This window comes from Pseudomonas beijingensis (assembly GCF_030687295.1).
GTDB lineage: Bacteria > Pseudomonadota > Gammaproteobacteria > Pseudomonadales > Pseudomonadaceae > Aquipseudomonas > Aquipseudomonas beijingensis.
Genome location: NZ_CP117425.1, coordinates 1,955,127 through 1,978,738, shown reverse-complemented (window position 1 = coordinate 1,978,738; position 23,612 = coordinate 1,955,127). Strand labels below are relative to the sequence as shown.

The following is a 23,612-nucleotide window of genomic DNA, read 5'->3' as shown; positions in this document are numbered from 1 at the left end:
GGCTTATGGTTCCGCCCTTACGGCGGGTCACTTTCGAAAAACGCGAAAGTAACCAAAGCGCTTCTGCCCCACCACTCGGCACCTCGCCTAGGCTCGGTGTGCCCTCACTCCGGCATTGCTCCGTGGGCCCGCCGCGAAGGGCCATCCATGGCCCAGCGCGGCTATCCCGGCATCCATGCCGGGATGCCCACTCCACAATGCCTGCGTTCGGCCAGCGTGGTTAACGGGGCGCCCGAGATCAACGTCCACCGCGAGGCGGCCTGATAGCCGACCTGGCTCTCCCGGTCGTACACCCATCAGATCTGTAGGAGCAAAGCTTGCTCGCGAGGCGGCCTGACAGCCGACCTGGCTCTCCCGGTCGTACACCCATCGGATCTGTGGGAGCAAAGCTTGCTCGCGATAGCGGTGGTTCAGTCAATGAAGATGTTGGATGTGCCGGCCTCATCGCGAGCAAGCTCGCTCCCACAAAGGGACTCTGGGTGCACATGGATATAGTGCCTGCTGAAGATCCAGTGTGGGAGCGAGCTTGCTCGCGATAGCGGAGTGTCAGTTGATAGACGTGTAACTGACATGACGCCTTCGCGAGCAAGCTCGCTCCCACAGGATTCGTCGCCTGCCCGTTCATGCAAATGATCGGGGCTTTTCGGTGTGTTTATGAATGCTTCTCGATAACACACGGCATAATGCGCACCGTGATGAACAGTATTAGATGAACAAGGCGGGCGACGTGTTGAAGAAAACCCTGTTCCAGTTGCACTGGTTTTTCGGCATCAGTGCCGGGCTGGTCCTGGCGTTGATGGGCGTTACCGGGGCGGTGGTGTCGTTTCAGGATGAAATTCTGCGGGCCTTGAACCCGCAGGTGCTGACGGTCGAGAAGCAACCGGCCGGCGTTTTGCCGCCCGCCGAGCTGGTGGAGCAGATCGAAGCCGCTTCCGGCAAGACCGTCGCCATGCTCTGGGTCGAGACCGACAGCGGCAACGCCGCGCGGGTGATTTTCGCGGCGCCTCCTGGGGAAAAACGTGGCGCCATGCGCTATTTCAACCCCTATACCGCACAGTTCATGGGTGAGGTGACCGGCCAGGACTTCTTTGCCCTGATGCTCAGGCTGCACCGCGTCCTGACCCTGGATGACGTGGGCCGGCAAATCACTGGGGCCTGTACGTTGATCCTGGTGTTCTTCTGCCTGTCCGGGCTGTACCTGCGTTGGCCGCGCCAATGGAAAAGCTGGCGCGCGTGGCTGACCCTCGACTGGCGGAAGAAAGGCCGCAGCTTCAATTGGGACCTGCACTCGGTGGCGGGCACCTGGTGCCTGGTGTTTTATCTGCTGGCGGCACTGACCGGGCTGACCTGGTCCTACGAGTGGTACAACAAAGGCGTGACCCGCCTGCTCTCCGATTCGCCGAAAGAGGAACGGGTGCGCAATCGCGGCCCGGCGCCGAGCGGCCCACTGCCCGTGGCCGATTACCGGGCCATGTGGAGCAGCATCTACAGCGCCGCCGGCCCGGGCCTGTCCGCCTATAACGTGCGCATGCCGCCCGTGGCCGGGCAGCCGGCGACCGTGTTTTACCTGCTGAACAATGCACCCCACGACCGGGCGCTGAACCAGCTCACTCTCGACCCGGCTACCGGCGTCATCAGTCGGCACAGCCGCTACAGCGACAAGAGCCTCAAGGCGCAGTTGCTGACCAGTGTCTATGCCCTGCATATCGGCAGTTACTTCGGCCTGGTCGGGCGGATCCTGGTGACCGTCGCCGCGCTGACCATGCCGCTGTTCTTCATCACCGGCTGGTTGCTGTACCTGGACCGTCGTCGCAAGAAACGCCACGCCAGAAACGCCCGCCAGGCCCTGAGTGCCAACCCGACCAATGCGCCGGCTTGGCTGATCGGCTTCGCCAGCCAAAGCGGTTTCGCCGAGCGACTGGCCTGGCAGACCGCCGGCCAACTCCAGGCCGCCGGCTTGCCCGTGAACGTCCAGCCATTGGCCGGTGTTCGCGAGCAAGACCTGAACAACGCCACCCACGCGCTGTTTGTCGTCAGCACCTTTGGCGACGGCGAAGGACCGGACAGTGCCCGTGGCTTCGAACGCAAGGTGCTGGGCCAGGCCTTGAGCCTGGAGCGCTTGCAGTATTCGGTGCTGGGCCTGGGCGATCGGCAATATGAACACTTCTGCGGCTTCGCCCGGCGTCTGCACGCCTGGCTGGCGGAACACGGCGGCAAGACCCTGTTCGCGCCGGTGGAAGTCGACAGCGGCGATCCTTACGCCTTGCGTCACTGGCAACAACAACTGGCCGAACTGACCGGCCAGGCGCCCGCAGAGACCTGGCAGGCGCCCCGTTTCGAAAACTGGACACTGAGCCAACGCACCCTGCTCAACCCCGACAGCAGCGGCTCGGGCGTGTACCTGCTCGGCCTCAGCGCCCCCGGGCCGAGCAGTTGGCTGGCCGGTGACCTGGTGGAAATCCTGCCGCGCAATGACCTGTGGGTCATCGAACATTTCCTCGATGGCCTCGGCCTCTCCGGCCAGGCGCGCGTGCAAGTCGACGGCCTGCCCCAGAGCCTCGACCAGGCCCTGGCGACCCGCCAGTTGCCGGAAAACCGCGCCCATCTGGTCGGCCTGCATGCCCAGGCACTGGTGGATGCGCTGGCACCGCTGGCGATCCGCGAATACTCCATCGCCTCGATCCCGGCCGACGGCGTGCTGGAGCTGATCGTGCGTCAGGAACGTCACGCCGACGGCAGCCTGGGCGTGGGTTCCGGCTGGCTGACCGAACACGCACCGCTGGGCAGCGCCATCAGCCTGCGGCTGCGCCGCAACAGCAGCTTCCACCTGCCGCCCCAGGGCGTGCCGATGATCCTGCTGGGCAATGGCACCGGCCTGGCGGGCCTGCGCAGCCTGCTCAAGGCGCGCGTCACCGAGGGTATGCAGCGCAACTGGCTGCTGTTTGGCGAACGCAACCGCGAACACGACTTCCACTGCCGCGATGAGCTGCAGGAATGGGTGACCTCCGGCGACCTGGAACGCCTGGACCTGGCTTTCTCTCGGGATCAGAAGCAGAAAGTCTACGTCCAGGACCGCCTGCTGGAATCGGCCGCGCTGCTCAAGCAATGGCTGGCCGACGGCGCGGTGATCTACGTCTGTGGCAGCCTGCAGGGCATGGCATCCGGGGTGGACCACGTGCTCAACAACGTGCTGGGGCGCGAAGAAGTGGAGCGACTGATCGAGCAGGGGCGGTATCGGCGGGATGTCTACTGACAGACACCCATTTTAAGTACCCCTTGTGGGAGCAAAGCTTGCTCGCGATAGCGGACTTTCAGTCAGCCATTTATTGACAGATATACCGTTATCGCGAGCAAGCTTTGCTCCCACAGAGGCTTTTCCCACAGAGGCTCCTGGCGCGACTGACAGTCAAACCGGCTGTAACTTCTTCTCGAACACCGCCACACCTTCCAGGTCCCGCAACACCACACTCATCTCCCCGCTCGGCCCATCGATGTTCACCTCGCCAAAAAACTGATACCCGGCAAACGGCGAGGTGTTCTGGGCCGGAGGAGCTTTCTGGAACACCACTTCCGGGCCGAAGGTCTTGTCCAGGGCATTGGGCCCGAAGCTGCCGGCGTTCAACGGCCCGGCGACGAACTCCCAGAACGGTTCGAAATCCTGGAAGGCGGCCTGTTCGGGGTGGTAGTGATGGGCGGCGCAATAGTGCACGTCCGCGGTGAGCCAGACGTAGTTGCGCACCTGATGTTTGCGCAGGTAACCCAGCAGTTCGGCGAGCTCCAGTTCACGCCCCTGGGCCGGGCCCGGGTCACCGTTGGCGACCGCTTCCCAACGCGGCACGCCGGGGCTGACCTCACCATCCGGCACACCGAGGCCAATGGGCATGTCGGCGGCAATGACTTTCCACTGGGCACGGGATTGCTTCAATTCGCGCTTGAGCCAATTCAATTGCTCACGCCCCAGGAACGGTTTGGCCACGCCGAGGTTGGCGTCGTTGGCTTCGCGGTAACTGCGCATGTCCAGTACGAACACATCCAGCAGCGGCCCGTAACCGAGCTTGCGGTAGATCCGTCCACCGCCGTCGGCCTTCTGCCGGCGCATCGGCGCGTATTCCAGCCAGGCCTGGCGCGCACGCCCCACCAGGCTGTGGATATACTTGGTCTGGTAACGCTCGTCCAGTTGCTTGCCCGGCGACCAGTTGTTGACCACCTCATGGTCGTCCCACTGCCAGATCTGCGGCACCTCGGCATTGAAACGGCGTACGTTTTCGTCCATCAGGTTGTAGCGATAGTTGCCGCGATACTCATCCAGCGTCTCGGCGACCTTGCTCTTGGCGTCGGTGGTGAGGTTGCGCCAGATGCGCCCACCCTCGGCGGTGATTTGCGCCGGCACCGGGCCGTCGGCGTAGATAGTGTCGCCGCTGTGGATAAAGAAATCCGGCAGGCGCAGGCGCATGGCTTCGTAGATGCGCATGCCGCCGATGTCCGGGTTGATCCCGAAGCCCTGGCCGACGGTGTCGCCACTCCAGACGAAACGGATGTTGCGCTTGAACTGCGGCACGCTGCGCAGGTGGCCGAGCCAGGGTTCGCTGGCGACACCACTCTGGGCATCTTCGAAATGCACACGGTAGAAAATCGCCTGGTCGCGGGGCAGCCCGGTGAGTTCGACCCGGGCGGTGAAATCACTGCGGGCGTCGGCCATGGGCGAAACGACACGCCGCGGATTGCTGAATTTGCTGCGGGTGTCCCACTCCACCACCATCCGCGCCGGACGGTCGCTGCGGCTCCAGATCATCGCCCGGTCGCCCTGCAAGTCGCCGGACTGCACACCGTCGGTGAGCAGCGGACGATCCTTGATCGAAGCGATCACCGCCGGCGCCAGCCCCGGCAACAACAACCCCGCCCCCACGGCTTGCATCACACGACGACGGCCCAGGTCGAATTCGCTCATGGTGTTCTCCCCAAATAGGGAAACTTAAGCATGGCTCTGTGAAGTGGCTGTGACAGAAATTTTATGACACCCCAAAACCACTGTGGGAGCGGGCTTGCTCGCGAAAGCGGTGTATCAGCCGACAAAAATGTGGTCTGACACTCCGCTATCGCGAGCAAGCTCGCTCCCACAGGTAGGGTGGTGTGACTTAAATCAGGCCTTCGCCGGCTCCAACGCCATCTCCACCACCTCAGGCCGCTTGAGCAGCGCATACGCCACCCCCGTCAGCAGGCTCCCCGCCACGATCGCCAGCAGGTACAACAACGCATGGTTGATGGCGTTGGGAATCAGCATCACGAACAGGCCGCCGTGGGGGGCCATGAGCTTGCAGCCGAAGTACATCGACAGCGCACCAGTCAGCGCGCCGCCGGCAATGCTGGCCGGGATCACCCGTAGCGGATCCTTGGCCGCGAACGGGATCGCGCCTTCGGAAATGAAGCACAGACCCAGCACCAGCGCCGCTTTACCGGCCTCGCGCTCGGTCTGGGCAAATTTGCGTCGGGCGATGAACGTGGCGATGCCCAGGCCAATGGGCGGCACCATGCCGGCGGCCATGGCCGCGGCCATCGGCGCATAACTCTGGGAAGCCAGCAGCCCCACCGAAAACGCGTAGGCAGCCTTGTTGATCGGTCCGCCGAGGTCGACGCACATCATCGCCCCCAGCAACACACCCAACAGAATCGCATTGGTGGTGCCCATGCTGTCGAGGAAGTGGGTCAGAGCGTCGAGCATGCCCGCCACCGGTTTGCCGACGATGTAGATCATCACTAGGCCGGTGAACAGGCTCGCCAGCAGCGGAATGATCAGGATCGGCTTGAGCGCTTCCAGGCTTTGGGGCAAACGCGCGTAGCGGTTGATCGCCTTGGCCGCGTAGCCGGCGAGAAAACCGGCGATGATCCCGCCAATGAAGCCAGCACCCAGAGTGCTCGCCAGCAACCCGCCGATCATGCCTGGCGCCAGGCCTGGCCGGTCGGCGATGGAATAGGCGATGTAGCCGGCCAGCAGCGGCACCATCAATTTGAACGCGGTTTCGCCGCCAATCTGCATCAGCGCGGCCGCCAGGGTTCCAGGCTCCTTGAAGGCCTCGATGCCGAACACAAACGACAAAGCGATCATCAAACCACCGGCCACCACCATCGGCAGCATGAACGACACGCCCGTCAGCAGGTGCTTGTAGGCACCGCTTTTTTCCGCTTTCGCCGGCCCCGAGGCGGCACCACTCGCCGCGCTTTCCTGCCGCCCTTCGGCCAAGGCTTTTTTCAGCGTGGCCTCGGCCTGTTTCAAGGCAATGCCGGTGCCACAACGATAAATTTTCTTGCCGGCAAAACGTTCGGTGGCGACTTCGATATCAGTCGCCAGCAGTACCACATCGGCCTCGGCGATTGCCTCGGGGCTCAACGGATTACGCGCGCCCACCGAGCCTTGGGTTTCGATCTTCAGGTCGTAACCCAAGCGCGCCGCCGCCTGCTGCAAGGCTTCGGCAGCCATGAAAGTGTGGGCGACGCCGGTCGGACAAGCCGTGATCGCAACCAGGCGTGGAGCGCGCTCGGTCGAAGTCGCCGGTTCTTGCGCGAATACGTCGGCCTCGCCCAGAACCTCAGCCTTTTCGGCGGCGCCGCGACGCAGCACCGCATCAACGTCCTGAAGAGCCAGGGCCGGTGTGCTGCGGAACACCCGCTTACCAACAAACCGCGACACGTCCACCGGGCCGCTGGCGACCAGCAACACCCACTCGGCCGCTTCGAGTGTCGCGGCCGACAACTGGCGTTCCGGATGGGCCGCGTCATGGACCTCGACACTGGTGCTCCAACCTTGGCGCTGCGCCGCGGCGTCCAGCAGGCGGGCGCACAAACACACTGGTAACCATGCCGTTCGGGCAGGCCGTCACAATGGCTAGTTTCATTCTTGCGAACCCTCTTATTGTTCTGTCAGGGGGCGCACGCGCACGCCCTGTTCAAGCGACGCCAGCAACGCGGTGTCGTGGATGCCAAAACCGATCTGCGTGACCGCCATGGCGGCGATGGCCGTGGCGGTGCGCAGCGTCTGCTCCGGCGTGTCGGCACTGAGCAGGCCGTGGAGCATGCCCGCCAGCAGCGAATCCCCGGCACCCACGGTACTGGCGACACTGACCTTGGGTGGCGAGGCATGCAGCGCCGCACCGACACTGAACCAGTTCACGCCATCGGCACCGTGGGAAATCACCACATGCTCGACACCCTGGGCATGCAGGCGCTGAGCCGCTTGTGCCTGGGCCACTTCGCTCACCACCTCGCAACCCAGCGCATCGGCCAGTTCCTCGGTGTTCGGCTTGATCAGCCACGGCCCCGCCGCCAGGGCAACGCGCAAGGCTTCGCCACTGGTGTCGAGGGCCACGTTCAGGCCGAGTGTCTTCAAGCGGGTGATCAATGCCTGCAACCACTGCGGGCTGACGCCCCGGGGCAAGCTGCCCGCCACCACGACCACGTCATGGCCGGGGGCGATTTGCTCCAGTCGCGCCAACAAGGCCTGCTGTGCGGCGGCGTCGACCACCGGGCCCGGCCCGTTGAGGTCAGTGATGCGCCCGTCCTGCTCGGCCAGCTTGATGTTGCTGCGGGTTTCGCCGGGGACGCGGATAAAGGCGTCGACAAAACCCCGCTGGGCGAACAGCGTCTCGAACACCTGGGCATTGTCTTCGCCCAGAAAGCCACTGACCGTCAGCGTATGGCCGAGATCGGCCAACACCTGGGCCACGTTCACGCCCTTGCCGGCGGCGTGGGCGTGCATGCCGTCGCTGCGGTTGACCTGGCCCGGCTCCAGGCGCGCCAACTCCACCGTGAGGTCGAGCGCCGGGTTGAGGGTCAGGGTAAGAATCTTCGCCATTACAGCGCCTCCACTAATGCGCGCACGTCATCGGCGCTGCCCACGGCCAAGGCCGCTTGGGCCAGGGTTTGTACTTGCGCCAGGCTCAACTCGCGGACCCGCGCCTTGACCTCGGCAATGCTGCGGGCCGAAACGCTCAGTTCGTCCACGCCCAGGCCTACCAGCACCGGCACCGCCAGCGGATCGGCCGCCAGTTCGCCACACACACCGACCCACTTGCCATGAGCATGGGCGGCACGCACGGTGATGTCGATCAGTTGCAGCACGGCCGGATGCAAGCCATCGGCCTGGGCCGAGAGGGTCGGGTGACCACGGTCGATGGCCAGGGTGTATTGCGTCAGGTCGTTGGTGCCGACGCTGAAGAAGTCGACTTCCTTGGCCAGCACCGGCGCCAGCAACGCGGCGGACGGGATTTCGATCATGATCCCCAGTTGCAGGTCCGCCACCGGGATTTCCAGGCGCAGGCGCTCGGTCATGGCCCGGGCCTGGCGCCACTCATCGACGCTGCCGACCATCGGGAACATGATTCGCAGCGGCCGGTTGTCAGCCGAGCGCAACAAGGCCCGCAGTTGCGCTTCCATCACCTGCGGACGTTGCAAGGTCAGGCGGATGCCACGTACGCCGAGGAACGGGTTTTCTTCTTTCGCGATCGGCCAGTACGGCAGCGGTTTGTCGCCGCCCACGTCCAGGGTTCGCACCACCAGCGGCCGACCGGCCAGGCCATCGAGCACCTTGCGGTATTCGGCTTCCTGGGTCGCTTCGTCCGGCGCTTGGTTGTGGGCCATGAAAATCAGTTCGGTGCGCAACAGGCCAATGCCTTCGGCGCCCTGCTCCACCGCACTGGCGACACCGGCGCTTTCGCCAATGTTGGCAAACACTTCCACGGCATGCCCGTCACGGGTCACTGCCGGTTCGTGACGTTGCTGCGCGGCGACCTTGAGGCGCTGTTCGCGGGTGTCGCGCTCTTCCTTGGCGCGCTGCAAAGTGGCGGCGTCAGGGTCTACGTGCAGGCGGCCGCGCTGGCCGTCCAGCAGCAACGAGGTGCCCGGTGCCAGCAGCAACACCGCCGCACCGGCGCCCACCAGCGCCGGAATGCCCAGGGCGCGGGCGACGATGGCGCTGTGGGCGGTGGCACCGCCACGGGCAGTGAGAATCCCTGCCACACGGGCCGGGTCCAGGCGAGCCACGTCGGACGGGCCGACTTCGTCCATCACCAGGATGTAGGGTTGCTCGGGTTCGTTCGGGGTTTCGACGCCACACAGTTGCGCCAGCACTCGACGGCCGACGTCTCGCAGATCGGCGGCGCGTTCGGCCAGCAAGGCATCCTGCAAGGCTTCCTGCTCTTTCGCGGCGGCTTCGATCACGCCCATCCACGCTGCCTGCGCGCTCTCGCCCAGCTTCAAGCGGGTGTCGACTTCGTCGCTCAGCTCCGGGTCGTCGAGCATTTCCTGATGGGTGATGAAGATCTCGCGGATGGCCTTGGCCTTGGCGCGCTCGATCAGGCCTTGGATGTCCTGGCGCACCTGGTTCAAGGCGTTCTGCAGGCGCTCGCGCTCGATGGCTGCCGACTCACCGCGCAGTGGATAGTCAATGGCCTGCAAGACCTGGATATGCGCCGGGCCGATGGCGATGCCCGGGGCGGCAGCGACGGCCTGGATCAGGCTGCCGGATTCGGGCGCCAGCATGACGGTCGCAACTTCCGCCATCACGGTTTCCCGTGGCGCACTCGGTGGCGGCAGTGGTTCAACTTCTTCGCCAAGGCCTTCTTCAATGGCCGCCAACAGTGCCGGCAACGCATCGGCGGCAATGCTCGGCTCAGCGATGAATTCCAGGACCTGGCCGCGACGGGCGCCCAGGCTCAACAGCTTGCTCAAGCTCTTGACCGACACGGCGCTGTCCTGGCCGTCGACGATGCGTACGCGGATTTCGCCTTCGAAACTTTTCGCCAACTGGGCGAGGATCTTCGCCGGACGTGCGTGCAGACCATGGGCATTGGCCAGGCCGATGCGCGCGCTGGGCCAGTCGGCGGGCAATTCGCCGCCGAGCACTTCCAGCACCTTGCGGCTGCTGGTGGCGCGGCCCAGTTCGTGGCCACGGCCTTCGATCAGCAAGGCGCAGAGCCGTTCCAGCAAGGCCTGGTGGGCCTCGCCGAGGCTGGCGAGGCAGAACAGACCGCTCAAGGGTTGGCCCAGGTAACGGATGGGTTTGTCCGGGGTGACGAACGCCAGGCCCGGGCGCTTGACGGTCTGCTCGCTGTGCAGCCACCACAAGCCATCGCCCAGGGGCAGCGCATCGACTTGCTGCAACACGCCGGCAAAGCCGTTGCTCACGCAATCGGCCTGGCGCAACAGGCGAGCGCCGCGCCATACCAGCTCTTCAAAATCGTCAGCCGACACACCGAGGCCGATCATCTGGGCATCCAGGGCCAGTTCCTGCGGCGCGCCTTGCAGCAGCTTCAGCAAGGCTTCGGCGGAGCCGGCACGGCGCAGGGCCTGGCCCAGGTCCGTCTCGCCGAGGGCGCGGGTCAGCAGTTGCAACAGGCGCAGGTGTTCGTCGGACTTGGCAGCAATGCCGATGGCCAGGTAGACAATCTGACCATCGCCCCAGTCCACGCCTTCGGGGAATTGCAGCAGGCGCACGCCGGTGGAATAGACCAGGTCGCGGGTCTGCGGGGTGCCGTGGGGGATAGCAATACCTTGGCCAAGAAAGGTCGAACCCTGGGCTTCGCGAGCCTGCAAGCCGGCGAGGTAACCCTCAGCCACCAGGCCATCGGCCACCAGTTTGTCGGCGAGCAGTTGCAGTGCAGCGTCTTTATCCACAGCCGTCTGCGCCATGGATATCTGCTCTAGAGTGAGCTCGAGCATGCTTTCTCCTTTTTGGCGACCGGGTTGGCGCCAGGTATTGTTTTGAATGAATCAGCTTAGCGTTACAGGACGGCTTTTGGCGGTATCGCGGCAGCACGGCCAAAAATCCTGCTAGCCTTGAAAATACGCTTGCTGAAACGTTTAATCTAGAAAGATTGGCACGTTACTCGATAATCTCTCATCGTTGAAGTGCAACTTGTCGTAAGCGCTTGGACGGTAACCGTCGGCTTGAATCGGGTAGGATGGCCCTTATCGTCGGGGCTAACTCGAAAAAACAAGGAAAACCGGGTTGAAACTCAGTGATATTGCCCAATTGGCCGGTGTGTCCGTGACCACCGCCAGCTATGTCATCAATGGCAAGGCCGAACAGCAACGCATCAGCAGCGCCACCGTCGAACGGGTGCGGGCGGTGGTCGAGGAACACGGCTTCACGCCCAACCCCCAGGCCGCCGGGCTGCGCAGCCGGCATACGCGGACCCTGGGCTTCATCCTGCCAGACCTGGAAAACCCCAGTTACGCCCGCATCGCCAAGTTGCTGGAACAAGGCGCACGGGCCAGGGGCTATCAGTTGCTGATCGCCAGTTCCGATGATGCGCCCGACAGTGAGCGGCAGCTATTGCAATTGTTCCGCGCCCGGCGCTGCGATGCGCTGATCGTCGCCAGTTGCCTGCCGGCCGGCGACGACAGCTACCTGCAATTGCAGGCCAAGGGCATTCCGATCATCGCCATCGACCGGGTGATGGAACCGGCGCGGTTCTGCTCGGTGATCAGCGACGACCGCCAGGCCAGCCTACACCTGACGCGCAGCCTGCTGGAAACCCACCCGCGGCAAATCGCCTTGATCAGCGCCCGCCCCGAATTGAGCATCAGTCAGGAACGGGCCGCCGGTTTTCGCGAAGCCCTGGCTGGGTTCGAGGGCCAGGTGCTGATCGAGCATGGCGAGTCGTTCAGCCGTGAATGCGGTCGTCAGTTGATGGATGAAATGCTCGCGCGCCTGGGGCACCTGCCCGATGCGCTGATCACGACATCTTACGTGCTGCTGCAAGGGGTGTTCGACGCCCTGCACGATTTCCCGCTCAAGACGCGTCCGCTGCGCCTGGGCACGTTTGGTGACACGCAATTGCTGGATTTCCTGCCGCTGCCGGTCAATGCCATGTCCCAACAACATCAGCTGATCGCCGCCAAAGCCCTGGAACTGGCCCTGGCGGCCATCGAAAACGATGACTACCAGCCTGGCGTGCAGGCCATCGCGCGGACGTTCAAGCAGCGGATCCACCAGGGCTGACGTTTCTTCAGGATTGATGCATGGAGTTGATCGACACCCACACCCACCTGGACTTTCCGGACTTTGACGCGGACCGCCCGGCGCTGCTGGCCGAAAGCCGCGCCTTGGGCGTGCGGCAAATGGTGGTCCTGGGGGTGTACCGGGACAATTGGCAGCGGGTCTGGGACCTGGTGCAGAGCGACCCGGACCTGCATGCCGCCCTGGGCCTGCACCCGGTGCACCTCGACCAGCATCAACCCGACGACGTGGCGCTGCTGCGCGACTGGCTGAGCCGTCTGGCCGGGCATCGGCAATTATGTGCGGTGGGGGAAATCGGCCTGGACTACTACATCGAGACCCTCGACCGCGAGCGCCAGCAAGCGCTGTTCGAAGCGCAACTGGAATTGGCCGTGGAGTTTGAACTGCCAGCGCTGATCCACGTGCGCCGCAGCCATGCCGCCGTGATCGCCACACTCAAGCGCATTCGCCCGGCGCGCGCGGGGATCATCCACGCCTTCGCCGGCAGTTTCGAAGAGGCCCGCGAATACATCAAGCTCGGCTTCAAGCTCGGCCTCGGCGGTGCCGCGACCTGGCCCCAGGCCCTGCGCATGCACCGGGTGCTGGCGAAGTTACCGCTGGAGGCGGTGGTGCTGGAAACCGACTCACCGGACATGGCCCCGGCGATGTTTCCCGGCCAACGCAACAGCCCGGCGCATTTGCCGGCGATTTGCGAGGCGCTGGCCGGGATCATGGCGGTGACGCCTGAGCGTCTGGCCGAGGCCAGCACGGCCAACGCCCGCCAACTGTTCAATTGGTGACAGCCTCCTGTGGGAGCGAGCTTGCTCGCGATAGCGGAGTGTCAGGCAACCTGTTTTTGACCGATACACCGCTATCGCGAGCAAGCTCGCTCCCACACTGGACCTGCGGTGAATCAGTGGCGATCACACCCTGAATGCATTGATCAACTGCTTGAGCTGCACCACCTGGGCGGACAGTTCGCGGCTGGCGTTTTCGGTCTGGTGCGCGCCTTCGGCCGTACGTTCGCCAGCTCGGTTGATCTCGACGATGTTCTGGTCGATGTCATGGGCCACGGCCGTCTGTTGCTCCACGGCGGCGGCGATCTGCTGGTTCTGGTCGACGATCATGCCGACCGCACCGAGGATATTTTCCAAGGCCTGTTGGACTTTTTCCGATTGGCCGACCGTGCCACTGGCCATCTCATGGCTGGTGCCCATCGCCTTGACGGCGGCGCCGACTCCGCCGTGCAGGCGGGTGATCATCGCTTCGATTTCTTCGGTCGATTGCTGAGTCCGCTTGGCCAGGGTCCGCACTTCATCGGCCACCACCGCAAAACCCCGACCCTGCTCACCGGCCCGGGCGGCTTCGATGGCGGCATTGAGGGCCAGCAGGTTGGTCTGCTCGGCGATGCTCTTGATCACATCCAGCACGCGGCTGATGGCCTGGCTGTCGGTCGCCAGTTGATTGATCACCTGCACCGACTGATCGATCTCGCTGGCCAAGCGGGCGATGCTGCCCTGCTGGGACTCCACCAGCCCGCGCCCGCTGAGGGTCTCGTCGTTCACGCTGTGGGCACTGCTCACGGCAGCGGCGGCACTGCGGGCCACTTCCTGGGCCGTGGCCGACATCTGGTTCATCGCCGTGGCCACCAGTTCGATCTGGCTGCGCTGGCCGGCGACCGCCTGGTTGCTCTGGGCCGATACCGTTTCCACCTGCCCGGCCTGGCGTTCGACTTCCGCGACGGTGCGGCCGACCTGTTCGATCAGGTCATGGATCTTCGCCACCGTACCGTTGAACACTTCACCCAATTCGCCCAGTTCGTCCTTGCTGCGCGCTACAAAATTGACCGTCATGTCCCCCGCCGCCACTTTGTCCATCATCTGGCCGAGGTGCTGGAGGGTGGTGCGGGTCGACGCGTAGAAGCCGGCATACAGGTAAAAAATCAACAGGAACACCGCCACCAGCGCCACGGCTTGCAGCACCATATGGCTGCGATTTTGCTCCAGACGTTGTTGCAACTGCACACCGAGAAAACCCTGGGTCGCTTCGTTCAACCGATAAGTCTGCTCCATCAGGCCGCTGACCTGGTCAAAGAATGCCGACCAGGGCGCATCGAGGGTGTCGGCCATCACCACCTGTTCCTCGATCAGTTCCGAAGCGTTCTTGAGGGTGCTCTTGCTGCTATCGGCCTGGGTGGCAAGGGCTTGTCCGGCCGCCTTGCTGGAGCCGAGGGCGTCCTGCAGTTTCAAGTCGTACTCGCCCTGGAGCTTTTCGATCTGCGCCAGCAACTCGTCGAAACGGGTGCTCGAGGCCGAATTGAGAAAGCCCAGCCCCAATGAAGAGGCGCCCAATGCCCGGCCTTCGCCGAGGATCTGGGTGACCTTGGGGGTGGTGCCGATGATCAATTCGCTGAGTTGACGGATGTCGCTCTGGTTGTCGCGGCTCAGTCCCGCCTGGCTGGCGATGATCTGGCTGAACATCTGGGCGCTGTTGAGCAACTTGCCGATCAGCGCACTTTTGCTCTGCAAGGAACTTTCGGCCTGCTGGGCCTTGAACGCGCCGATCATCTCGTCGCGCTTGGCCTCGAAGGCACTGACCTGCTCAGGCTCGATGGCCATGGCGGTCATGCCTTGCAGGCGCGTGAGGACCTGTTGCTCCAGGCTGCCGATCTTCGCTTCCACATCACCGGCCTTACCGGACTGGCCCAGGCTGGCGTTGATCTGCACCAGGTTGTTGAGGGTTTCCAGGTCTCGGCGCAGGGTCAGGCTGCTGCCCAACAAGTCGAGGCTTTGCAGCTCCACTTGGGTGCCCTGGAATTCCCGATAGGAATCACGCACCAGAAAGAAATTGGTCACCAGCATGGGCAGCAGGAACAGCACGCTGATCAGGCTGAACTTCATGCCGAAGCTCAGGCGGTTCATCAGCGCGACGGCGGGCCAGAGCAAACTCTTCACAAGGAAGTCTCCCGGTAGTGTTCTTATTGTTATGAGCTCGCGCACGGAGACAGCAGAAAGCCACTATTCGGGCGCTGTCCCTGTATAGCCTAAATCGGCGGGGAGATTTGTAACTTAAGGTTAACGAGGTACATCGCCCGTTCCCTGTGGCGAGGGGATTTATCTGTGGGAGCAAGGCTTGCCCGCGATGCAGACGCCGCGATTTCTGAAAGACCGCATCGCTTATCGCGGGCAAGCCTTGCTCCCACAGAATCCCCTCGCCACAAGGAAATGTGTTGGTGTTCTCAGGCCAACACCGTCCACAACGCAAACCCGGCATACCAGAGCACCGCCGCACGCAGCAGCAATTCCCAGAGGCGGTCCAAGCTATTGATGCCATCCGGCCCGGCGACAGGCCTGGGGATTTCGCCAGCCACCAGGCCGACCTTGTCGATGAGGTCGGCGGCGCTGATGTTCCAGTTCAACAGCTCATGCAACATGACCCGGCTGACCGCGACGAAATTGCCCACCAGGGCGAAGCTCGCCGCCAGCAACCGCACCGGCACCCAGTCGAAGGCATGACGCATTTGCGCGGCCCGCTCGGCCACGTCGGGGTTCTGGCTGTGCTCGGCGGCCAGCGCCAGCAGTCTATAGCTCAAGGGCCGCGACCGGGCCCAACACGAAGTACCAGAAAATTACCGCGAAAAAGCTCTGGTAGGCCTGCCACAACAAATGCCCCTGGACCCGCTCCAGCAACTGCTCACCGTCATCGGCCTCGATGTCCAGGTCGCGCTTGGCCACATGGGCCGCCGCTTGCAGGTCCTCCCGACGCCAGGCATCGCGAAACGGCCCGAGGGCGGCCAGCAGATCACCGCGCCCCAGGCTGTAAATCACCACCAGCAAGTGCACCGGCAGCGCCAGCAGACCATAGGCCACCGGCTCCAGCACCCACAAAAGCAATGCCAGCAGTGCCACGGGCAGCAGGACCATCACCGTCAGCACCAGCCAAGGTCGGTTGACCCACCGTGGGCTCGCCTCGAGCTTGTTCAGCTCGCGCAGCCAACCGCCGTCGCGCTGAACCCGCTGGCGCAAGGGCCGAGAACTTCTCGATCCAGACGGCCAGCAGCAACACCAGAAAACTCATTGTCCTTCCCCTTCTGTCAGGGCTGCGCGGTAGCGCACCCAGTCGAATGCCGGTCCCGGATCGGTCTTGCGCCCCGGCGCGATATCGCTGTGCCCGCAGATACGCTGCACAGTGATCGCCCTGAACGCCGCTTGCAACTGCCGGGTCAGGTCCACCAATGCCACATATTGCGCGTCGGTGAACGGCAGATCATCCGTGCCCTCAAGCTCGATGCCCAGGGAAAAATCGTTACAGGTCTCACGCCCCTCGAAGCACGAGACGCCCGCATGCCACGCGCGGTCCAGACAAGAGACAAACTGGGTCACGGCGCCGTCACGTTCGATCAGAAAATGCGCAGAAACCCGCAGATCGGCGATACCGACAAAGTAGGGATGTTCCGTGACATCCAGTCGATTCTGGAAGAATTCCTGCACCTTGCCCGTGGCGAATTGTGCCGGTGGCAGACTGATGTTGTGGATCACCAGCAGGGAGATTTCGCCTTCCGGGCGCGCATTGAAGTTGGGCGATGGGCAATGACGCACCCCTTCGCACCAACCGCTCGCGGAGTCCAACTGCATAGAGGTTCCTTCGATGACGACGGTGAATGCCGCCAGTATGCCGTGATCGGACCGGGCTGCGCGATCACTTGCCGCGATTGAGCTGGCGCAGATTGCCCAGCACCGACTCCAGCGCCCGGTCGAACAACAGGGTGTCGTCCAACAGTCGCGCCGCGCCCCGGCGAAACTCCAGGGCCAGGCTGGTGCGGCTGTGCTCCAGCACCTTGAGGCCGGTGCGATTGACGAAGACGTATTTGCCGGTGGCCTCGATGATCGCCGCCAGCTTGCAACGCAGGGTATTGTCATCGTCCTCCTGGAACTCGACCCAACTCCCCAGGTGCAACTGGTCGACCTGCAGCAGGCCGACATCATCCGCCGGCAAATGCACCGCCACGCTCTCTCCCGCCGTTTTTTGCGAGGGGCGCAGGACGATTCTTTCCAACACCTCGACCATCGCCGGCGAATCGAACGACTGGGCCTGTTCCGTTGCCTGGCCCGTGCGTTCGAGGGCCTGCACATGCAGGACTTCCAGCTCACTGAAAAACTCGCTGGTGGCGAATGGGTCGAACGCCGAACGACTCAGGCCTTCACGCAAGGCCTTGAGCAGCTCCGGCACCATCGCCAGTAAACGCAGGCCAGCGTCTGGCTCGTCGTGAGGCTGGACGCTCCAGATCAATTGCTCCAGGGTCAGGACGTCGGCCTGCCACTCGGCGGAATACTTACCGTGCTTGAAACAGGTCAGCAACAGCACCTGGCTCCAGGCCTGCTGCACGAACTCCACCACGGCTTGCGGCAAGACTTTGCCCAGCATCACCTGGTTCAACGCCCCTTCGACCCGATGACGCGCCAGCTCAGCCTTGGCCCGCCCCTCCTCGGCGTCGCGGATACGCTGTTCAAGCAACTCACTGCGGCGCCGCTCATCACTGGTGAAGGCCAGGAAATCGGCCAGCAGCTCGGAGAAAATCGCCGGGTCATCGACGAAATCATTCAGCAAGCGCTGCACGACTTGTTCGATGCGCAGGTACAGGCTGTCGCGCTGATGATCGTCGCAATCGCCCCAGCCCATGGCGGCGGCGGCGATTTCGTTCAGCAGCCGCCGGGCCGGATGATTGCCGCGGCTGAAGAAGCTCTTGTCCTGCACCGCGACCTTGAGCATCGGGATCTGCAGGCGGCCGATCAGGGCCTTGAAAGAGTCTGGGAGGTTATGATCATCGAGGATGAACTCGAACATCATCGAGATCAGGTTGATCACGTCTTCATCGGCGCCTTCAACCACCCGGGACTTGCCGCTCCTGACGCTGACCCGGGTCAACAATTGTTCAAGCTGACTACGCAAGTCGAACTCGTCCTGCACGGCAGGCGCAGGCACGTACTGCTGCAAATGCGAGAGCAGCCGCAGCAGGTCACGGGTAGAAATCGGCTGGGGTGGCACGCTGGCTTCCAGGGTCGGCGCCACGCTGCCACGCACGTGCATCAAGAGTTTCTGCAGGGCGGCGAACACTTCCTGCACGCTGTCGTCGACCTCGGCATCGCTGGGTTTGGCAGCGATCTCGGCATTGGGCCTGGGATTATCCTGGGGGACGATCCGATACCCGGCGCGCCGGCGTCACCTTGAGCTCCGGCAAGACACCCGTGGCGGCCAGCAATTGGTTGGCCTCGGTATAGAGTTGGTCGCACTCGCTGAGCACATAACGCTCGAAGAGCTTGAGCAGGATCAGCTTGACCTTGATGCCCACCCCCAGATTGCGCCCGGCCTGCAGGAACTTCTCGCACAGCAGTGCCGGGCTCAGGGGGTTGTGCTGGTTGGCCAGCGGTCGGTCCAGCAGCACACCGAGCCGGGCCGTCAGTTGCTCGAGCGCCACGCCATCGCGCCTGAGCACCCGAGTGACCATGGCCTCGACCGCCAGATGACGCTCCAGCTCATCGTGAGAGCGCTGGGTTTGGCCGTCCGGCGCCAGGGGGGGGCGCCAAGCTGGCGTGGGTCAGGTCGTACTGGGCCAGGCTGACGAAGGTCTCGAAAAACTGCTCGATGAACTCCCGCTCGATACTTTTACGCTTCAGACGCAGGTCTCGCATGGCCTCGAAATACAGGTTCTGCTCGACGTCGTCGCGCGCCCGGTCGGCCATTTCAAACAAGGTGTCGTCGGCGTTATCAAACAGCCCCTGCAAACCCAGGCGCAACTGTTGGGCGGCCTTGTCGCGAACCTGAAGCAGAATCACAGGCAGGCGGGCGAGCGGCGAGCGATTCGCCTGATCGGTAGGCACCTTGTGCAAAGGCACTACATTCCCGTCGTTGTGCATCCTGGCCTCCTGAAACGGTTTTCGGTTCGCAACGTCAAAGTCATGACGTCAATCGAAAGGCGGATTATCGGGTAAAACAACCCTGTCGTACCAGCAGACTCTGTGATCGAGCTCGAAATACGGCGCAATAAGTGACCGGGAAAATGAGGAAATGTTGCGAGGACGCGACCAAATGCAGGTTTCGACACCCTATAATCAAGCCACTTTGTTTGTGGAGCCCGTTATGCCGAATCTACGCCTCGCCGATCTGACCGCCGAAATCGAAGCCAACGTGCGCCGTGCGTTGCTCGAAGACATCGGCAGCGGCGACATCACCGCGCAACTGATCCCCGCCGAACGCCTGGCCAAGGCCACGATCATCACCCGCGATGCGGCGACCATCAGTGGCACGGCCTGGGTCGATGCCGTGTTCCGGCAACTGGACCCGCGTGTCGCGGTGCACTGGCAAGTGCGCGACGGCGACCGGGCCACCCCCGATCAGGCGCTGTTCCATCTGGAGGGCCCGGCCCGCTCGCTGCTGACCGGCGAACGCAGCGCGCTGAACTTCCTGCAAATGCTCTCGGGCGTCGCCACGCGGGCCCGTTACCTGGCCGATTTCGTCGCCGACACTCAGGTCAAGCTCCTGGACACCCGCAAGACCCTGCCCGGGCTGCGCCTGGCCCAGAAGTACGCGGTCACCTGCGGCGGCTGCCATAACCACCGCATCGGCCTCTACGATGCCTTCCTGATCAAGGAAAACCACATCGCCGCCTGCGGCGGAATCGCCCAGGCCATCGCGGCCGCCCACAAGATCGCACCGGGCAAACCGGTGGAAATCGAAGTGGAAAGCCTGGCAGAGTTGAAAGAAGCGCTGGCGGCCAATGCCGACATCATCATGCTCGACGAACTGAGCCTGGACGACATGCGTGAAGCCGTACGCCTCAATGGCGGCAAGGCGAAGCTGGAGGCCAGCGGCGGGATCAACGAAAGCACGTTGCGCCCGATTGCCGAGACCGGCGTGGACTACATCTCGATCGGCGCGATGACCAAGGATGTGAAGGCGGTGGATCTGTCGATGCGCTTGAGCCTCTGACAGGCTGACGCCAGGCGATCAGAAACGAAGAGGGTCCGTGACGAGGGAGCTTGCTCCCTCGCCACAGTTTTGTTCTGGTCGCGTTTTTCAGACCACCAGATTATTCATCTCGCAGTACTCATCCCATTCCACACCCAGCACCTCGGCCGCCTCCTTGTGCAACGCAAGGCGCTGCGCCTCGAACTCTTCAGGCGTGCTGGTGTACTTGAGCGTCAACTCCCAAGGCTGCAGCCCCTGGGCTTCGGCCTCATCCTCGAACGCCCACTGGATCTGGTCTTTTTGATCGTCGGCAGGCAAGTCCTTGATCTCTTCCAGCAGTTGGGGCGCATCCAACACGTACTTCTTCAGCGCTTCTTCGTGCCTGGCTTCCTGGGTCAATGCTTTAACGGTCATGGCGTTCTCGTTGATCTGGGGAATGGAAGATGGATCTGGATCATCAAGGATCTCTCTGACGCAAAAAAACCGTGTGAAGCCCGGTTTATCTGGCCTTCAGAACCATTCGGGGATCATCTGAAAACTGCTGGGCGATGCACATGCAGGCAACGAATATAGGACGTTTTGCCGACGATTTACACGGTTCTTTACATCTATCCCACAAAAAACCATGTGCATGGGAAACCAGGGGAGCTTTGGAACATCTGTCAAAAAAACCAGTCATAGCGATGTGCCACACAGGCACTTCACAAGGAACCCCAGTGATGCGCAGCTTTTCGAAACGTTCGTCGACCCGGCTTGCTACCGCGACCTTGCTGCTCTGCAGCCTGAGCTTTGCCGGCCTTGCTCAAGCGGCTGTCGAAGTTACCTCCGGTACACCTTTGCCTACCGACACAATCCCCGTGCTCCGCAACTCATTTGATAAAGATGTTCTCATCAAGACCAATATCAGCGTGGGTGACTTGGAAAACTTGCCAGAAGCAGTCAAGGATAACGCCGCCGAACTGGAAAACCAGAAGCGCATCCTCAGCGAACAGGCCCGCCAGATCGAAGAGTTCAAGCGCAACAGCGGCTCCGGCTCCACCTCCAGCAGCAAGGAGATTGACGAGCTCAAGCGCACGATCAAGGAACAGCAAGACGATCTGAAGGACCTTGGCAAACAAGTGGAAGAACTCAAGCGCAATAGCGGCTCCAGTTCGAGTTCGAGCAACAGCGAGATTTCGTCCCTGAAACGAGAGCTTAGCGATCAGGACAATGAAATGGACAAGCTCAAACGTACCGTCGAGGAACTGAGCAGGAAGGTGAAATAACGAGGGGGGTGGTGCCCGAGACAGGAATCGAACCTGCGACCTTCGCGTTACGAGTGCGCTGCTCTACCGACTGAGCTACACGGGCGGTGGCTAAAACTAGCACCGTCCCCGGTGGCCAGGCAACCTGCCTGGCGGGGATTTTCTTCACATAGCAAAACGCCCCGAACCAGTCGGGGCGTTTGCTTGTTCAGCGGTCAGGCGAAGGGCTGATTAAACGCCCGATGCCTTGGCTGCTGCGACGTCCTTGATGGACAGCTTGATACGGCCGCGGTTGTCCACGTCCAGTACCAGCACTTCCACTTCCTGGCCTTCTTTGAGGATGTCGGTCACTTTCTCGACGCGAGCATCGCTCAGCATGGAGATGTGAACCAGACCGTCCTTGCCCGGCAGGATGTTGACGAAGGCGCCGAAGTCGACGATGCGTTCAACCTTGCCGACGTAGATCTTGCCAATCTCGGCTTCTGCGGTGATACCCAGGACACGCTGGCGTGCTGCTTCTGCCGCTTCCTTGGTTTCGCCGAAGATCTTGATCGAACCGTCGTCTTCGATGTCGATCGAAGCCTTGGTTTCTTCGCAGATCGCACGGATGGTCGCGCCGCCTTTACCGATGACATCACGGATTTTGTCGGTGTCGATCTTCATCGCGATCATGGTCGGAGCATTTTCCGACAGCTCGGTACGGGACTGACCGATGATCTGGTTCATCTGGCCGAGGATGTTCAGGCGCGCTTCCAGGGCTTGGCCCAGGGCGATTTCCATGATCTCTTCGGTGATGCCCTTGATCTTGATGTCCATCTGCAGTGCGGTGACGCCTTTGGCGGTACCGGCCACTTTGAAGTCCATGTCGCCCAGGTGGTCTTCGTCACCCAGGATGTCGGTCAGGACGGCGAATTTCTCGCCCTCTTTAACCAGGCCCATGGCGATACCGGCAACCGGCGCCTTCATCGGCACACCAGCGTCCATCAGGGCCAGGGAAGCGCCGCAGACCGAAGCCATCGAGCTCGAACCGTTGGACTCGGTGATTTCCGATACCACGCGAATGGTGTACGGGAACACATCAGCGGCAGGCAGCATGGCCTGGACCGAACGACGGGCCAGACGGCCGTGACCGATTTCGCGGCGACCGGCGCCACCCATGCGACCACACTCGCCCACCGAGAACGGAGGGAAGTTGTAGTGCAGCATGAACGGGTCTTTCTTTTCGCCTTCCAGGGTGTCCAGCAGTTGTGCGTCACGGGCGGTGCCCAGTGTGGCAACGACCAGGGCCTGGGTCTCGCCACGGGTGAACAGTGCCGAACCGTGGGTCTTTGGCAGAACACCAACTTCGATGTTCAACGGACGTACGGTGCGGGTGTCGCGACCGTCGATACGCGGCTTGCCGTTGACGATGTTTTCGCGAACGGTGCGGTATTCGATTTCACCAAAAGCGGCTTTGACGTCGCTGGCCGATGGCTGGCCTTCTTCGCCGGACAGCTTGGCAACGACCTGGTCTTTCAGCTCGCCCAGGCGCGCATAACGGTCAGCCTTGACGGTGATGGTGTAGGCCTGGGAGATCGCTTCACCGAACTCGGCACGAATCGCGCCCAGCAGTTCAGTGGCTTCGGCTTGCGGAGCCCAGGTCCAGGTTGGCTTGGCGGCTTCGGCGGCCAGTTCCTTGACGGCGTTGATTACCACCTGGAACTCGTCGTGGGCGAACAGCACGGCGCCCAGCATCTGGTCTTCGGTCAGCTCTTTGGCTTCGGATTCAACCATCAGCACGGCTTCGGAAGTACCGGCCACGACCATGTCCAGGCTCGAAGCTTTCAGTTGCTCGTAGGTTGGGTTCAGCAGGTAGCCGGTGCTTTCGTGGAACGCGACGCGGGCAGCGCCGATCGGGCCGTCGAAAGGAATGCCGGAGATGGCCAGGGCAGCCGAGGTACCGATCATCGCAGCGATGTCCGGATCGGTTTTCTTGCTGGTGGACACGACGGTGCAGACAACCTGCACTTCGTTCATGAAGCCTTCTGGGAACAGCGGACGGATCGGACGGTCGATCAGTCGGGAAGTCAGGGTTTCTTTCTCGGAAGGACGGCCTTCGCGCTTGAAGAAACCGCCAGGGATCTTACCGGCAGCGTAAGTCTTTTCCTGGTAGTGGACAGACAGAGGGAAGAAGCCCTTGCCTGGATCGGCTTGCTTGGCACCGACAACGGTCACCAATACGCTGACGTCGTCGTCAACGGTGACCAGCACTGCGCCGGAGGCCTGACGGGCGATACGGCCAGTCTCGAGGGTAACGGTCGACTGACCGAATTGGAATTTTTTGATTACCGGGTTCACGGTGTCCTACCTTCTTTGTGGCTCTTGGGGAACTTGTCTTCTTGCGAAATTCTTGGGCAATGACGGGAATCGGC

At 62.7% G+C, this 23,612-nt stretch carries 12 protein-coding genes, 1 tRNA gene and 3 pseudogenes; 5 read left to right on the top strand and 11 right to left on the bottom strand.

What is annotated here, in order from left to right:
* Positions 1-727 precede the first annotated feature (727 nt).
* Entirely contained in the window at positions 728-3,253 is a 2,526-nt protein-coding gene (locus PSH84_RS08895; RefSeq protein ID WP_305483163.1) for a PepSY domain-containing protein, read from the top strand.
* Positions 3,254-3,406: 153 nt separating this feature from the next.
* Here PSH84_RS08895 and PSH84_RS08890 read toward each other — a convergent pair whose 3' ends face one another.
* The 4 genes and pseudogenes from PSH84_RS08890 to ptsP all read right to left on the bottom strand — a co-directional run bounded on the left by PSH84_RS08890 (position 3,407) and on the right by ptsP (position 10,710).
* Positions 3,407-4,948, bottom strand: coding sequence for an alkaline phosphatase D family protein (locus PSH84_RS08890; RefSeq protein WP_305482663.1), 1,542 nt, complete (start codon positions 4,946-4,948; stop codon positions 3,407-3,409).
* Positions 4,949-5,140: 192 nt separating this feature from the next.
* Positions 5,141-6,890, bottom strand: a pseudogene (locus tag PSH84_RS08885) (PTS fructose-like transporter subunit IIB).
* A gap of 14 nt (positions 6,891-6,904) precedes the next feature.
* The gene (gene pfkB / locus PSH84_RS08880; protein ID WP_122569154.1) at positions 6,905-7,846 is read right to left on the bottom strand and encodes a 1-phosphofructokinase; all 942 of its coding nucleotides are present in this window, start codon (positions 7,844-7,846) and stop codon (positions 6,905-6,907) included.
* Entirely contained in the window at positions 7,846-10,710 is a 2,865-nt protein-coding gene (gene ptsP, locus PSH84_RS08875) for a phosphoenolpyruvate--protein phosphotransferase (RefSeq protein ID WP_122569153.1), read from the bottom strand. The genes pfkB and ptsP overlap by 1 nt, the downstream gene beginning before the upstream one ends.
* 289 nt (positions 10,711-10,999) lie before the next feature.
* Here ptsP and cra point away from each other — a divergent pair, with 289 nt between their 5' ends.
* Both cra and PSH84_RS08865 read left to right on the top strand, forming a co-directional pair.
* On the top strand, positions 11,000-11,995 hold the full coding sequence (gene cra / locus PSH84_RS08870) for a catabolite repressor/activator (protein ID WP_122569152.1): 996 nt from the start codon (positions 11,000-11,002) through the stop codon (positions 11,993-11,995).
* 20 nt (positions 11,996-12,015) lie between these two features.
* Positions 12,016-12,792, top strand: coding sequence for a TatD family hydrolase (locus PSH84_RS08865; RefSeq protein ID WP_305469696.1), 777 nt, complete (start codon positions 12,016-12,018; stop codon positions 12,790-12,792).
* Positions 12,793-12,915: 123 nt separating this feature from the next.
* Here the strand turns inward: PSH84_RS08865 and PSH84_RS28975 are convergent, their stop codons facing one another.
* From PSH84_RS28975 to PSH84_RS08845, 4 genes and pseudogenes are all read right to left on the bottom strand, one after another.
* A complete protein-coding gene (locus tag PSH84_RS28975; RefSeq protein ID WP_404943347.1) occupies positions 12,916-13,620 on the bottom strand; it encodes a methyl-accepting chemotaxis protein in 705 nt (234 codons plus the stop codon).
* 1,610 nt (positions 13,621-15,230) lie between these two features.
* A pseudogene (gene ampE, locus PSH84_RS08855) lies at positions 15,231-16,069 on the bottom strand (regulatory signaling modulator protein AmpE).
* Positions 16,066-16,626: a 1,6-anhydro-N-acetylmuramyl-L-alanine amidase AmpD gene (gene ampD / locus PSH84_RS08850; protein WP_122569148.1), complete on the bottom strand. Its 561-nt coding sequence runs from the start codon at positions 16,624-16,626 to the stop codon at positions 16,066-16,068. Before ampD ends, ampE begins: the two are co-directional and overlap by 4 nt.
* Before the next feature lie 64 nt (positions 16,627-16,690).
* Positions 16,691-18,906 (bottom strand): annotated as a pseudogene (locus PSH84_RS08845) (DUF1631 domain-containing protein).
* Positions 18,907-19,129: 223 nt separating this feature from the next.
* Between PSH84_RS08845 and nadC the strand changes: the two are divergent.
* The gene (gene nadC, locus PSH84_RS08830; protein ID WP_122569146.1) at positions 19,130-19,978 is read left to right on the top strand and encodes a carboxylating nicotinate-nucleotide diphosphorylase; all 849 of its coding nucleotides are present in this window, start codon (positions 19,130-19,132) and stop codon (positions 19,976-19,978) included.
* A gap of 87 nt (positions 19,979-20,065) precedes the next feature.
* Here nadC and PSH84_RS08825 read toward each other — a convergent pair whose 3' ends face one another.
* Positions 20,066-20,371, bottom strand: coding sequence for a DUF6388 family protein (locus tag PSH84_RS08825; protein ID WP_053213286.1), 306 nt, complete (start codon positions 20,369-20,371; stop codon positions 20,066-20,068).
* 305 nt (positions 20,372-20,676) lie between these two features.
* Between PSH84_RS08825 and PSH84_RS08820 the strand changes: the two genes are divergently transcribed.
* Positions 20,677-21,222 (top strand): hypothetical protein, encoded by a 546-nt coding sequence (locus PSH84_RS08820; RefSeq protein ID WP_305482655.1) that lies wholly within the window; start codon positions 20,677-20,679, stop codon positions 21,220-21,222.
* 9 nt (positions 21,223-21,231) lie between these two features.
* Here PSH84_RS08820 and PSH84_RS08815 read toward each other — a convergent pair.
* Positions 21,232-21,307, bottom strand: a tRNA-Thr gene (locus PSH84_RS08815).
* A gap of 125 nt (positions 21,308-21,432) precedes the next feature.
* Positions 21,433-23,538, bottom strand: a complete 2,106-nt coding sequence (pnp, locus tag PSH84_RS08810) for a polyribonucleotide nucleotidyltransferase (protein WP_003197725.1) — start codon at positions 23,536-23,538, stop codon at positions 21,433-21,435.
* Between the last annotated feature and the right edge of the window lie 74 nt (positions 23,539-23,612).

Bases quoted from the DNA above. Each gene is read 5' to 3' on its own strand.
- nadC (WP_122569146.1), top strand. From the start codon at position 19,130: ATGCCGAATCTACGCCTCGCCGATCTGACCGCCGAAATCGAAGCCAAC.
- pfkB (WP_122569154.1), bottom strand. From the start codon at position 7,846: ATGGCGAAGATTCTTACCCTGACCCTCAACCCGGCGCTCGACCTCACG.
- PSH84_RS08825 (WP_053213286.1), bottom strand. From the start codon at position 20,371: ATGACCGTTAAAGCATTGACCCAGGAAGCCAGGCACGAAGAAGCGCTG.
- PSH84_RS28975 (WP_404943347.1), bottom strand. From the start codon at position 13,620: ATGTCGGCCACGGCCCAGGAAGTGGCCCGCAGTGCCGCCGCTGCCGTG.
- PSH84_RS08865 (WP_305469696.1), top strand. From the start codon at position 12,016: ATGGAGTTGATCGACACCCACACCCACCTGGACTTTCCGGACTTTGAC.
- PSH84_RS08890 (WP_305482663.1), bottom strand. From the start codon at position 4,948: ATGAGCGAATTCGACCTGGGCCGTCGTCGTGTGATGCAAGCCGTGGGG.
- ampD (WP_122569148.1), bottom strand. From the start codon at position 16,626: ATGCAGTTGGACTCCGCGAGCGGTTGGTGCGAAGGGGTGCGTCATTGC.
- ptsP (WP_122569153.1), bottom strand. From the start codon at position 10,710: ATGCTCGAGCTCACTCTAGAGCAGATATCCATGGCGCAGACGGCTGTG.
- PSH84_RS08820 (WP_305482655.1), top strand. From the start codon at position 20,677: ATGCGCAGCTTTTCGAAACGTTCGTCGACCCGGCTTGCTACCGCGACC.